Genomic DNA, 12,510 nt, shown 5'->3' with positions numbered 1-12,510 from the left:
GCGATCGTGATCAACCGGCACTCGTTGTGGACCGGCGCGGCTGCCGTGGTATTGGTGTTCGGCGTGGTCATGCTCTCGTTAGAGAACATGCTGTTCGGTCTGCTAATTGTTGGCGTCGTCTGGCTCATCATCCCGGCGCGACCCGAGGCGACTCCTAAGTGGATCACGATCTTGCTCGCGGCGATCATCTTCGGCAGCCTCCTGCCGACATCCGTTTCCGTGCTGTTCCAGGGGCTTGCTCTGCTGGTCGGATACCTGGCCTGGCTAGCTGCCCCCGCGGCTGAGCGCCGCGCGCCCGGCGTCGTCCTCTGGGCCACGCTCGCCGTGGGGTATTGGGCGCTCTTGATTTTCCACGCGAATGTGCCATCGCTTGACACAGGGCTCCTCGGCTTCCGGAAGACCGTGTTCTGTCTCGCTGGTTTGGTGCTCGGTGTCGCCGTGGCGCGCCAGTACATCCGGTCCGTGGAGCGCACCCTTATCGGCCTTCTCTGCGTGGCCGTGGCGGTATCTATCGCACTGTTCCTATACTTCCCGGGGCTGGAGAGCTCGCTGGTTGAGCGCAACGCGGATGGATACACCGCCCTGCTCGGCGGGGTCAGTCGCTTGCAGGGCATCTTCGCAGGGCCGTTCCACGCGGCAGTCGCGGGGCTCGTACTCGTGGTTTGGGGAATCGCACGCTTCAGCTCGCAACGCGCCTTTGCCGCCATTACGATCGCCGTTGGCGGCGCCGCCGTGTACCTCTCCCTTGTTCGCACCGCGTACGTCGCGCTCGCCGTCGCGGTGGGGCTCATGGTCCTGGCATCGCCCACCGCGGGCAAGGCAGTGCGGCGCGCTACCGGCATCGGACTCGCTGCGATTATTGGTGTCGTCGCTTTGTCGTCTGTAAGCCGCGAAGCCCTGGCGATCGTGGGGTCGATCGCGGAGTTTGGTTCCGATACCCGCTTCCTCGGGCGTTTCCCCGGCTACGCAGAAGGCCTGGCACTGTTCGCCCAGTCGCCCATTTTTGGATGGGGCGCAGGTTCAGCAGGCGACACTCTCGGGCCAGCGTTCATAACCGGCGAGCACGTGACCTCACACAACGTGATCCTGAAGATCGCAGTCGAGGGAGGGCTGATCGGCCTGGTGCTTTGGGTGACCCTGATCATCGCCATTGTCCGTCGGCTGCCGCGCGGGAGTCAGTACACTCCCGCCGCTATCGGCATGCTGGGGGTTTCCCTGGGGATGGGGCTCACGGGATCTTCGATTGAGACCCTGCCGCCGAGCCTCCTAATCTTCATGTACGTGGGGCTAGCGCTAGATCCGCGGCGCGGAGCCGCGGGATCTGAGAAGCTGAAGAGCGTAACGAGAGGTGCAGCAGCGCAACAGATCTGACGAGTCTGCCTGCTACGGTTACTCTCCGTGACCGGAACGCAAAACCTGAACACCGAGACCGAAAAAGCGTCGCATCGGGGAAATGGTCGAATCACGTTTCTCGATGCGATCCGTGGACTTGCGTCATTCATCGTCGTAATTGGTCACTCGATCGAGGCGGCCCACTTTTCCGATGGCGGTGGGCAACTGGTGGTGAACCTTGGCCGCATCGGCATCATCGCCTTCTTCCTCGTAAGCGGTTACGTTGTCGCATTTAGTCTTTCGCGTCAAACCATTACAGTTTTCTGGACTCGGCGTTTCTTTCGCCTCTTCCCGGTCTACTGGGTCTGCGTGATCGGCTACATGCTCGTCAATTTCCCCATATGGGACGAGCGTTACACGATTACCTTCGTCAACGTTATTTTCAATTTGTTGATGATCCAGGGATTCGTTGGCGTGGCCTCATTCTTGTGGCCGACCTGGACGCTGGGAAACGAGCTTGTGTTTTACGGACAGCAGTCGCTTACGAAAGCCTGGATCAAGCCCAAGCTTTCGGTGCACCTGGGCTGGCTATGGCTGGTGTTGTTCGCAGTCCTCGCTATTATGACCCGGCTGACTCCGTACGATTTCTCGGCAATCGCTCCGCTGGTGATCTTCACCGCTTCGGTTGGGATGGCTGTCTACCTCAGGGATACGACGGGTAGCAGAGCGTGGATCCCGTACACAGTTGCTTTCATCGTCGTAGTCCCGGCTCTCGGCTGGGTCTTGCAGGGCGATCCCGAAGCGTTCCCCTCGAGCGTCTGGACCGCGGGGAACTTCAATATCTCGTACTTGCTCGGCGGGGCGTTGTTCCTAGCTTTTTATCTGATGCGTAATCTTCGGATGCCGAAGTTGCTCCTTTGGCTGGGGGACATCAGTTATGAGTTGTACCTGGCGCATGCCATCGTGCTCCTCGCCCTCGCCCGGTTGGGGGTTTCGGGATGGGGCATCGTGCTCCTCGGAGTCCCCCTTTCCATCGCAGCCGGTTACCTCGTTCACCGGTTCGTTGGAAAGCCTGCGCAGAACCTAGGCATTAGGATCACGAAGCGACGGCGCGCTAACGCGTCGTCCCGATCGGTCAGTACGCATTAGTGGCGATCTGGTCGCCTGGCCGCAAGCGTGACAACATCACCCAGGCTGAATAGTCGTTGGTGTGCCGGTCGGCGTCAAAGCACGCGAGAGGCCGCACTCAGGGCGGGTGAATGGCTAGCTACCGCAATCCGTCCGCGTCGGCTCGTGCGGTGATGTGGCGACGCCGCGCTTTGATACACGCCGCGACTGGCGCGCTGTGCTGTGTCGGTGGCTAACGAGTTGGAGCGGCTGCGTGGCTGATCGCATCTCGCGCGGTGGCGGACTCTCGTTGCTACTGCCGCCATGTGCATGGAAGGCAGACGCTTTCGTGGTGCGATTGGAAAGGCGGGGGAGTAATCGGGCGCAGGGATAGCCGGTCATGTGCTTGCGTCTCAGTGTGCGCGCTTTGTTTCACGGAGATACCCAATCAGCTGCGCCGCCAGTACTACCAGCTCCGCGGTGAGAATCGCGATGAAGCCGCCGAGAGCTCCACCCCATACGCCCAACACCGCCACCAAAGGCACGCCGACCACTAGCCCCACGACGGAACTGGACAGCAGTGTTCTCTGTGCTCCGACAGTAACGAGGCCGATTCCGCCTACCGCGCGCGAGGTTACGACTATGGCGATCAGCGAGCCGAGGAGTGCCGCCTCTGTGGGGTTCACCGTGGCTGTCCCGCTGAAGACGAAACCTGTCGCGGCGGGCAGCACGGCCCCGGAACCGATGCCGACGGTCACGCCGACGCCGATGTTCACGAAGATTGCGCGGTTAGCACGTTTGAGTCGCTCGTCACGGGTCGCAGCTTTCCCGACCCATCCCTGAAACCCGTTCGGGATCGCTGCCAGCCCGGAGAGGATCATGCGGGACACTCGATCTCCCGCCGCGAATACGCCGAGCTGGTACACGCCAGTGACCGAAGCGAGGATGAGGACGGGTAGGGACATGTAGCCCGCGCTCAGCCCACGTGCAAGAGCCGCGCGGAACTGCGCGCCAATCGCTGCGCTTATTCGTCTGCTCGAGAACCCCATCAGGTGGCTGATCCGTACGCGCTCTGTAAGTAGACCAGCGATCACCGACACGATAGAGGGCGTCACGAAAGCGACGACGCCATACGTCCACAGCGGCGATCCCGCCAGGAGGAGTAGCGCCGCCGCACAGACCAGCGCCACTCGCGGAACACCGTCGAGCAGGACCGCGCGCCAAGGTCGCCCGGTGCCGATGAAGTACCAGACTTGAGACATCCCGATCATCGAGCTACCCAGTGCGACCGTAGCAGCGGACCAGGGGTCAGCAGGCGATAGAAGGAACGCGACAGCACCGGCAACCGGGCCGATCACCGCCAGGGATCGCAAACGTGTTAATAGTGCGAGGGACAGGATCCGCAGGCGAGCATTGCCACGCGCCCGTGCCACGCGCATTGGACCGTTCCAAGCCCAACCCAGTTCGATGAAGGCCGCCCCGATCATTCCCGTGGCCTGACCGACGGCAACGGATGACCATCCCTCAGAGCCGTAGACCGATGTCAGGGCGGGCAATCCTATGAGGGGCGTAACCGCGGCGAACGCGGGTATGGCCACAAAACCCAGAAATCTGAGAAGGCGCATCGCTGGGTTACTCTCTCGGCTGGCCAGCGCGCGGTATTACCCGTCTCGCGGTGGGGCGGCGCGGGTTTTCGCCCCTCCCGGTTCGCTCGAAGACGTCTTCTAGGTACGTCGCGACGGCAGTCCGCACAACATCGGTCGTGAATGTCTCTTCGGCGAGGGACCGCATGGCCGTTGCGTGTTGTTGAAGTATCCCGCTCGCGGTCGCGGCTCGGAGCGTGTCGCCAAGGGTCGCCCAGTCCTCGAGCCATATCGCGCGATGATCGAAGTATTCCCGCATGACCGGGGTCGGCGTCCCGACAATGGTCTTTCCGAACATGGCGGCGTCGATGGCTTTTGCTGGCAGCTGCGCGCACGCGCCGCGACTCGCTGGGTCCATCGGGACCAGGGCAACGGAGATCATGCTGTAGGCAGTGCCCAACGGTGTAGCTGGGTCAAGTTCGCGCCAACGCTCGGCGAGATCGGGGGGCACAGTGAGGCCTGGTTGACGGAAGGTCACAAACCGCAGTGTCGGGTCCGCGCGGAGGGCACGAAGGATCTCGGGGAGCCCCTTGTGTGACCGCATTGTCCCGAGGAACCCCACTGTAATCGTGTCGCCAGCGACAATGCGGTCTGGCAGTACGTTGGCCTGCGGCAGTTCGCGGGCGTGAGGAACGCGGAGATACCGGTCGGAAAAACCGAATCGGCTCGCCAACAGGTCGCTCGAGAATGTGTGGCCCCCCGCGGAATTGAGGAGTGCCCGTTGGGATCGCCGAAGCCTGCCTGGCGATCCCTCGCGGCCCGGATGCAGTTTCGCCCGGTTCATAAGCGATTGCTGCCTAAACTCTTCCGCCAGGGACACATCGTCGTCATCAAAATCGGCGATGACGCGCACCGAAGCGGGGAGATTGCGCACTAGAGAAGCTGCCCAAGGGAACCCTTTGGAGACCCAAAAAGCAATCTTCTCGCCGCGGTCGGCCCGCTGCGCAAGTTCTCGGGTAGCAGTCCTGACTTGAGCGCGGGACTTTCCATGTACCGTGACCCCATTGATCGGGACTGTCCACGGTCGGCGCGTCTTCGGGCCCCACACTTCCACCGCATCGGCAGGCGCAATAGTGGCCAGGGTGGTGGCTCGTCCTAGCGCGTTTGATCGCAGAGAGGCCGCGAGGACGACGATGAGGTCTGCTGGGCTCTCACGCCGCATTGGCTGGCACTCGCAGGGCGCGGAGAATGGTGTCTGCCTTATGGCTCCACGTCATTTCGTCAGGTAAGTTCTCTGCGACCCTCGGCAGTCGGTCGGCACCCGCACCGGCTGCGCGAAGCCAAGACTCGTGCTCCGATGCCGGGATGACAGCGACGTTCGTGAGTCCTCTATCCGCTACTCCGCCGATGGGAGTTGTCAGCACGGGCAGGCCAGCGGCACGGTACTCGTACGTCTTGATGACATCGCCGCCGACTTCTCCTGCGCCGAGGCGATGAGGCACCCAGCCCAGATCAAACGTCTCCAGCAGTCCCGGAACAGCGTCATAGTGCACGTCGCCTAATAGATCCACATTGGGGAGGGCCTCGAGTGGCGCCTTGTATTCACGATCAAGTACCGGACCTGCGAACACGAAGCGCCAACGAGGGAAAGCAGTGGCCACTTGCACGACCAACTCTAGGTCCAGACGCTTGCCGATTTTGCCCACGTAGCCAACGGTCAGTGGGCCCTGCGCGTGGCTACGGGTCGTAAACCGTTCCGGGTCGGTTCCGTTCAGCAGCAATGTCGCGTCCGAGCGCCCGTACCGATGAGCGAGATCGAGGGTACCCTCCGAGTTCGCAAACACAAGGTCGACACGATCGAAGGCCGCTCGGTAGGCCATGTCGACCTCACGCCGCACCTTCGCGAAGGCAAAGTGGATAGTCCAATCATCGAGAAGATCCAGGGCGGTTCTGCGGTTACTCGGCGGGGCTGGCAGTTGCCGCTGAACGAAGAAAGGATTCCAGGTGATTACGGGGGCATCGCCGAAAGCCTTGATGGGGGGATAGGAACGCGCAGATCGTGCCCACCACTGGCGACGATTGACCGGATTGGGTATACGCCACGAGCGAGAGTCGACCGGCCGTGTGTTCTCCGCGATCCGCGAGCCGTCATATCTGGGTGTGAAACCCACCGGCTCGGGGCGTGACACAACTGCCACCGGGCCGTGGCCCTGGAGCAACTTTCCGAACCACTCGATTAGGTGGCCGTCGCGGGTTCGATAACCTTCGTTGACCAGTTTTGCCTGACCGTGCATCGGCGCGGCTACTAGCGAGTATATGGAATTATCCCTCATGACTGGCTCGCGGTCTGGCGCGCGCGGGTGTTGAGCAGAGCCCACAGGGCGCTCTCGTACCCCGCGCAGATGTCCGCCCACGAATATTGGTTGCGAGCGCGAGCAACGTTCCGATCAGCCGCTGCTTCTTGGCGCTCGGAGTCTCGTAGCATGGCTTCGATGGCCAGCTCGATGGACCTCGCTTGCGGTTCGCAAAGCTGCGTGGGATCGTTCAACACTTCTCGGTTGTATACGGTATCCCGCGCAACGATCGGTGCGCCGGACGCCATGGCCTGCACGAGGGCGGGGTTGGTTCCACCTACCGAATGACCGTGGAAATACACGCCGGCGTTCTGCCAGAGCGCCTCAAGCAGTGCGTCGTCGCGGACGTGCCCGAGCCACCTCACGCCAGCGTACTCGTCGCCCAATGCCCGGGCGCGATCATCGAACTCTCCGCCGTAGCCGCTAGAACCGACTATGACGACTGGTGCGAACCGTTGGATCTGCGGCACGGCCTCGAAGAACTGGGCAATCGTGTTCTCCGGTACAAATCGTGCAACCACGAGAACGTAACTTCTTCGCTTGAGGCCCATCGGAGATGGGCGAGGTGCACTTGTGTCACCGCCGTAGGGGAGAAATACGCCATCTCGCCCGAACTCCGCGCGCCACCGTGCCCCAATCGCCTCGGCGTCAAACACAAGCTTGTCCGCGTGCTTAGCAGTCAGGTGTGCGCCCAGCTTGAACGCTCGTTTCGCCAGAACGTTCCATTTTTCGCGGTCCCATTCGATCCCATCGACGTTTACGAGCGTGGGAATGCCTGCTCGGTCGAGCCGCTTCAGCCAATACCCGTTCGCAACATTCATGACGAGGGCTACATCGACTGCCCGGCGCACTGCATCGCGGGTCGCAGTGTATCCATAGCTCAGTGTGGACAGGGACTTCGACTCGATGCCGCGCGTTTGTACCGAAGTCACCCTGGGGTCGCGGTTAGCGTCTTCGGGTGACGTCGCGCCGGGTCGACCGTAGACGACTACGTCCCAGCCGGACTCGGCGAGATGGGGCGCGAGCCGCCGGACGGCCGTTTCGAACCCTCCGTAGTAACTCGGGTACCCCCGTGTTCCGATTATCGCAACTGAAGGCATCGGGTGCTCCGTTTTCTTGAGAATGGGTGGGCGCGGGAAACCCCGTGGACCGGACGCCAAGGCGGCTGATCTGTGCTCGCGGCTATTACCGATTCCGGGGTCGGGAAGTTGGCGCTGAGCGCGAACTTTCGGCGCGGCGATCGGTTTGCGGGAGGTATGCGAATCATAAAGATGGGAGCCAGCCGCACTCGGCACGAGTGCGAATATTGTGGGCGCCACGCGCGTCGGCGATGCTGCTCTGCAATGTTCTCCATGCCTCAGTGGGCAGTGTGGCCGGGCGCGAAGACCGCACGGACGGTCCTGAGTAGTATTACGACGTCTGCGAAGACATTCCAATTCTCCACGTACGACAGGTCCAACCGCACGGAATCTTCCCAGGAGAGTGTTGAGCGGCCGCTGACTTGCCAGGCGCCTGTGATTCCGGGCTTTGCGAGGAAACGCCGGTGGACGTGCTCCGCGTATTTCTCCACCTCGCTCGGAAGCGGTGGGCGAGGGCCGACGAGCGACATCGAGCCGGCGACTACATTCAGCAACTGAGGTAGTTCGTCGAGACTGAAGCGCCGCATGGTACGACCCGCGCGGGTGACCCTCGGATCGTTCGTCATCTTGAAGAGCACCTCGTTGCCAACATCGCGTGATTGCACAGCAAGACTCGGCAGCAATTCCTCGGCGTTCGCGACCATCGTCCGGAACTTCAACATGGTGAACTCGCGCCCCCCAAGTCCGACGCGGGTCTGACGGAAGAGAATGGAACCTGGTGAGGACGTTTTGACCACGACCGCGAGGGCCAGCAGCAAGGGGCTCAGCATGATCAGGCCGCCGATGCTGAGGGTCAGATCCATCATCCGCTTGGCGAAGAGCTGACCGCGGCTGAAACGGGGCGTCTCGACGTGGATGAGCGGGAGGCCGGCGACAGGTCGCGTGTGGAGCCGGGGGCCAGCGATGTCCACGATGCTGGGCGCCAGCACGAGATGCTGCCGGCCGGCTTCCAGGCTCCAAGAGATCTCTTTCACCTTTGACGGCGGCAAATCGTCTGTGCTTGTGACAGCCACGGTGTCGGCGCCCGTGGCCTCCAGAGCGCCGGTGATGGTATCGACGGAGCCCATGATCGGGATGTTTGTTCCCGGAATGCTGTCCGCGACCATTCCTGTCGGTACACAGGCGCCCACCACCAAGTACCCAGCCTCGGGTGTGCGCTGGAGTTCATGCGCGATGTGAGCGACGCTCTGCTCTGAGCCCACGAGCAGCACGCGCGCGCAGTATTCGCCACGGCGACGGCGCCGGTTGATCCAGCGTCGCCAGAACCAGCGTTCCAGTACGAGGGTCACGACGCCCAGGGGAAGACTGATCAGCAGAAAGCCTCGCGCCACGTCGATGCGAAGTAGGAAGCAACAGATGGCGATGAATCCGAAAAGCCTCACGCTGGCATCAAAGACTCGGCGGTATTCCATCGTGCCGGTGCCGATCACCCGATGGTTGCGGGAGTCGATTAGCCGAAGCGCCCACATCCATGCCACGACGAGCCCCGCCGAGAACAGCCAATACGAGAACTCCGAGATGCGCGCGTCGGCTCGTATCGCAACTTCGGCGTTCCCGAGGCCGAACCAGAGAACCTGTGTGCCGAAGACGACGACAACCAGCACGACGAAATCGCTGATCACAAGGCGCTTCGAGTAAGAAGACCACCATTCGTTCGGCGACGTCACACTGTCTGGCGGCGCGGTCACACCGGCAGCGGCCTCTTCGCGGGTTTCTGAATACGTGGTCGTCATGGCTTTGTCACCCCGTGCTCGGGAAGCGGTGAGCGGCCCGTGAGAGCCGTCGTCGCACACCGGGGCTTCACACTTCTCCCCGATTTTAAGCATAGTCAAACAAAAGCGTGCTCAGAGACAGCGCCTAGACTGTGGCGGTGACCCGAGACCGAGAGACCCCCCTCATCCGCACGGGAAGATTCTGGGTTTCGACGACCATCGCCGTTGTCCTCGTCGGGATTGTCATCGGCGCGTTGATCAGCGCGAAGACGCTTGCTGACCGCGCGTTCGGTGCTCGAGATGCTTTACAGAGTGCTATTCCGTTGGCGAAGGAGGCGAAAGACGCGATTCTCGCGAGCGATCTCGACGCAGCCGGACGGACCATTGATCGTCTGCAGCAGCTCACCGCCGATGCTCGCGCGCAAGCTGACGGCGACCTCTGGCGTTTTGCCGAAACGTTGCCGTTCGCCGGCCCGAATCTGTCCACCGTGCGGACGATCGCCGTAGCGATCGACGATCTGGTCGACCGCGCTGCGAAGCCGGCCAGCAGCCTGAGTCTCGACGGACTCGCTCCGACCGGCGGTCGCATCGACACAGCCAAGCTCGCCGAAGCGGCGCTCGTGGTCGACGAAGCGGCATCCGCTCTGGCCGACGCGCGCGCCATCGTCGATGCGATCGATCGCTCGGCGCTCATCGACCAGGTGGCATCCGGCGTCGACCAGCTCGACCGCGTCGTCGCCCAGATCGAGCCGCTCATCGGCCCTGCGCAGCAGGCGCTTGCCGTCCTTCCCGGCATGCTGGGTGCCGAGGGGCCACGCAACTACCTCGTGCTCGTGCAGAACAACGCCGAATCACGGGGGACGGGAGGCAACCCGGCCGCGCTCGTGCTGCTGCACGTCGAGGACGGTGCGATCTCGATCGCACAGCAGGCCTCGAGCCAGGACTTCGACAATGGCCGGCCCGAGCCGGTGGCCGAACTCGACCCCGCGACGGTGGCCCTCTACGGCGACAAAGTGGGCCGCTACATGCAGGACGTGACGATGACGCCCGACTTCGCGGAGTCGGCGCGCATCATGGGGTCGTTTTGGGCGGAGACGTTCGGGACCCCCATCGACGGCACGGTGTCGATCGATCCCGTCGCACTCAGTTATCTCATGGCGGCGACGGGCCCGGTGGGCCTGCCCAACGGCGACGTGCTCGAACCGAGCACGGTCGTCGCGAGCCTGCTCAACGAGGTGTACTTCCGGTACCCCGACCCCCGCATGCAGGACGCGTACTTCGCGGTGGCCGCGGGCGCGATCTTCGAGTCGCTCACCTCGGTCACGCAGCCGCGCCAGCTGATCGAGCAGGCGACGCGTGCCATCGACGAGGGGCGGCTGATGTACGTGCCGACCTCGCCGACCGAGGCCGAACTCATCGCGGGCACCCGGCTGGCCGGCTCGCTGCCGGCCGACAATACCGAGACCACCATGCTCGGCTCGTACGTCAACGACGTCACCGAGGGCAAGCTCAACTACTACATGGACACCGCCGTCACCGTCGCGACGGACGTGTGCACGGTCGCTGCCGACGTGGCGCCCACGTTCACCGTGACGTCATCGCTGACCTCGACGCTGCAGCCCGATCAGGTGTCGGGCCTCGCCCGCTACATCTCTCCTGCGCGCTTCTTCCCGAAGGGCGTGATCAGTACCGACCTCGTCGTCTACGGCCCTGTGGGCGCGACGTTCGCGTCCGCATCGGTTGACGGCGTGGCTGTTACGGCGACACCGGTGGAGCACCTGGGTCGGCCGGCGGTCAAGGTCAACGTCATCAACGACCCCGCGTCGTCGCACGCGGTCACCGCGGTGTTCTCGGGAACCGCAGGCGCCGACTACGGACCGGTGCAGGTCTGGCACACCCCGATGGTGCGAGAGACGCCCGTCACGGTCGACGCGGCGGGGTGCCCGGCGGAGTAGCCGCGGGCTTCGGGGGCGACACGCGGAAGACCACGCCGTGATAGAACCCGAAGCGCGCGAGCACGACGACCACGATGCTCGCCAGGTTGACCACGTTGACCACGAGGGCGCCGGGCTCTCGATCGAGCAGCGCCGCAGCGGCATCCACACCCAGCCAGACGATCACCGCGCCCAGCGCGGTGCAGAAGGCGTTGACCGCGACGAACAAGGCGACCTCGAGCCACCGGCGTCGACGCGCCCGATGGCGGAACGTCCACTGGCGGTTGCCGAAGTACGCGTTCACGAGGGCGACCAGCGAAGCGACGATCTTGGCGCTGACGGCATCCCACCCGAAGCCGACCAGCAGCAGGTTGAACACGGCGATCTCGATGATCGTGCTGATCGCGCCGACGGTGAGAAACCGCGCGCCGAGCGCGACGAGGCGCTTCGCGCGCGGGGGGAGCGACATGATTCGACTACGCTACAGGGGTTGCCTGAGGGCAGAGACCAGCGACCAGCCCGGGGGATCGCCACGTGAGTTTCACGCACATCACCGTCGTCATGCCCGCCTACAACGAGGCGCCCGGCATCGCGGAGTTCATCAGCGAGATCCGCGATCACGTCGCGCCGCTCGCGACCCGTCTCGACATCATCGTCGCCGATGACCGCTCCACCGATGCCACGGCCGCGGCCGTAGCCGCACTCGGGGTCGAGGCGGCTCAGGTGCAGACTCAGGCGCGCAACCGCGGCCATGGCCCCACCGCGCTCGCCGCCTATCGTGCCGGACTCGATACGGCCGCCGACGTCATCGTGCACGTCGACGGCGACGGCCAGTTCGAAGGTGCCGATCTGGCGCGGGTGCTGCACGCCCTGCAGTCGAGGGGTGTCGACGTCGTGCACGGCGTGCGCCGCGGTCGCGAAGACCCGTGGTACCGGCGCGCGCTCAGCTTCGGGCTGAGGCTTGTGGTGCGCCCCTTCGCCGGCCGCAGCGTGCCCGACATCAACACCCCCCTGCGCGCCTACCGCCCCGACACGCTGCGGCGGCTGATCGACGCCCTCGGCCCCGACGCCGTGGTGCCGCACGTGCATTTCTCGCTCGCCGAGGCACGGTTCGGCATGCGGGTGGCGTATGTGCCGGTGCGCAGCCTGCCACGGCGCGGGGGCCCCGGCGGCACCATGTGGGGTGCGCAGGGCCAGCCGAAGCTGCCGCCCAAGCGGCTGCGCTCGTTCGTGCGGCAGGCGCTGAGGGAGCTGTGGCAGCTCTCGTTGCGGCGCTCCGCACCGATGCGGCAGCTGCGTACGTCGCCCGCCGACCGACCCGCACGGGTCGCCGACGCGGCGTGACGACC

10 protein-coding genes are annotated in these 12,510 nt (G+C 64.0%); 4 read left to right on the top strand and 6 right to left on the bottom strand.

From position 1 onward, the window contains the following. Nucleotides 1-6 precede the first annotated feature (6 nt). Together NQ160_RS00255 and NQ160_RS00250 are read left to right on the top strand one after the other, a co-directional pair. Nucleotides 7-1,371, top strand: coding sequence for an O-antigen ligase family protein (locus tag NQ160_RS00255; protein ID WP_257513216.1), 1,365 nt, complete (start codon nucleotides 7-9; stop codon nucleotides 1,369-1,371). 27 nt (nucleotides 1,372-1,398) lie between these two features. Next, on the top strand, nucleotides 1,399-2,481 hold the full coding sequence (locus tag NQ160_RS00250; protein ID WP_257513215.1) for an acyltransferase family protein: 1,083 nt from the start codon (nucleotides 1,399-1,401) through the stop codon (nucleotides 2,479-2,481). Nucleotides 2,482-2,852: 371 nt separating this feature from the next. Here the strand turns inward: NQ160_RS00250 and NQ160_RS00245 are convergent, their stop codons facing one another. The 5 genes from NQ160_RS00245 to NQ160_RS00225 form a co-directional block, all read right to left on the bottom strand. Then, nucleotides 2,853-4,064, bottom strand: a complete 1,212-nt coding sequence (locus NQ160_RS00245) for a hypothetical protein (protein WP_257513214.1) — start codon at nucleotides 4,062-4,064, stop codon at nucleotides 2,853-2,855. 7 nt (nucleotides 4,065-4,071) lie between these two features. Continuing rightward, a complete protein-coding gene (locus NQ160_RS00240) occupies nucleotides 4,072-4,935 on the bottom strand; it encodes a hypothetical protein (protein WP_257513213.1) in 864 nt (287 codons plus the stop codon). Nucleotides 4,936-5,233: 298 nt separating this feature from the next. Beyond that, nucleotides 5,234-6,316, bottom strand: a complete 1,083-nt coding sequence (locus NQ160_RS00235; protein WP_257513212.1) for a glycosyltransferase — start codon at nucleotides 6,314-6,316, stop codon at nucleotides 5,234-5,236. A 35-nt stretch (nucleotides 6,317-6,351) separates the two neighbouring features. Then, a complete protein-coding gene (locus NQ160_RS00230) occupies nucleotides 6,352-7,476 on the bottom strand; it encodes a glycosyltransferase (RefSeq protein WP_257513211.1) in 1,125 nt (374 codons plus the stop codon). 257 nt (nucleotides 7,477-7,733) lie between these two features. Further along, complete coding sequence (locus tag NQ160_RS00225; RefSeq protein ID WP_257513210.1) at nucleotides 7,734-9,248, bottom strand: sugar transferase; 1,515 nt, start codon at nucleotides 9,246-9,248, stop codon at nucleotides 7,734-7,736. Nucleotides 9,249-9,550: 302 nt separating this feature from the next. Here NQ160_RS00225 and NQ160_RS00220 point away from each other — a divergent pair, with 302 nt between their 5' ends. Then, nucleotides 9,551-11,182, top strand: coding sequence for a DUF4012 domain-containing protein (locus NQ160_RS00220; protein ID WP_257513209.1), 1,632 nt, complete (start codon nucleotides 9,551-9,553; stop codon nucleotides 11,180-11,182). On the opposite strand, the gene NQ160_RS00215 is transcribed toward NQ160_RS00220, so the two are convergent. After that, on the bottom strand, nucleotides 11,148-11,630 hold the full coding sequence (locus NQ160_RS00215) for a GtrA family protein (protein WP_257513208.1): 483 nt from the start codon (nucleotides 11,628-11,630) through the stop codon (nucleotides 11,148-11,150). The genes NQ160_RS00220 and NQ160_RS00215 overlap by 35 nt on opposite strands. A gap of 65 nt (nucleotides 11,631-11,695) precedes the next feature. On the opposite strand from NQ160_RS00215, the gene NQ160_RS00210 reads away from it, so the two are divergent. Next, a complete protein-coding gene (locus NQ160_RS00210; RefSeq protein ID WP_257513207.1) occupies nucleotides 11,696-12,505 on the top strand; it encodes a glycosyltransferase family 2 protein in 810 nt (269 codons plus the stop codon). Nucleotides 12,506-12,510 lie beyond the last annotated feature (5 nt).

This window comes from Microbacterium sp. zg.Y909 (assembly GCF_024626565.1).
The sequence above is the reverse complement of the archived record's forward strand: the minus strand, read 5'-3'. Positions and strand labels throughout refer to the sequence as shown.

Excerpts from the sequence above, each read along its gene's own strand:
- NQ160_RS00245 (WP_257513214.1), bottom strand. The coding sequence starts at position 4,064 with ATGCGCCTTCTCAGATTTCTGGGTTTTGTGGCCATACCCGCGTTCGCC.
- NQ160_RS00235 (WP_257513212.1), bottom strand. The coding sequence starts at position 6,316 with ATGCACGGTCAGGCAAAACTGGTCAACGAAGGTTATCGAACCCGCGAC.
- NQ160_RS00230 (WP_257513211.1), bottom strand. The coding sequence starts at position 7,476 with ATGCCTTCAGTTGCGATAATCGGAACACGGGGGTACCCGAGTTACTAC.
- NQ160_RS00225 (WP_257513210.1), bottom strand. The coding sequence starts at position 9,248 with ATGACGACCACGTATTCAGAAACCCGCGAAGAGGCCGCTGCCGGTGTG.
- NQ160_RS00215 (WP_257513208.1), bottom strand. The coding sequence starts at position 11,630 with ATGTCGCTCCCCCCGCGCGCGAAGCGCCTCGTCGCGCTCGGCGCGCGG.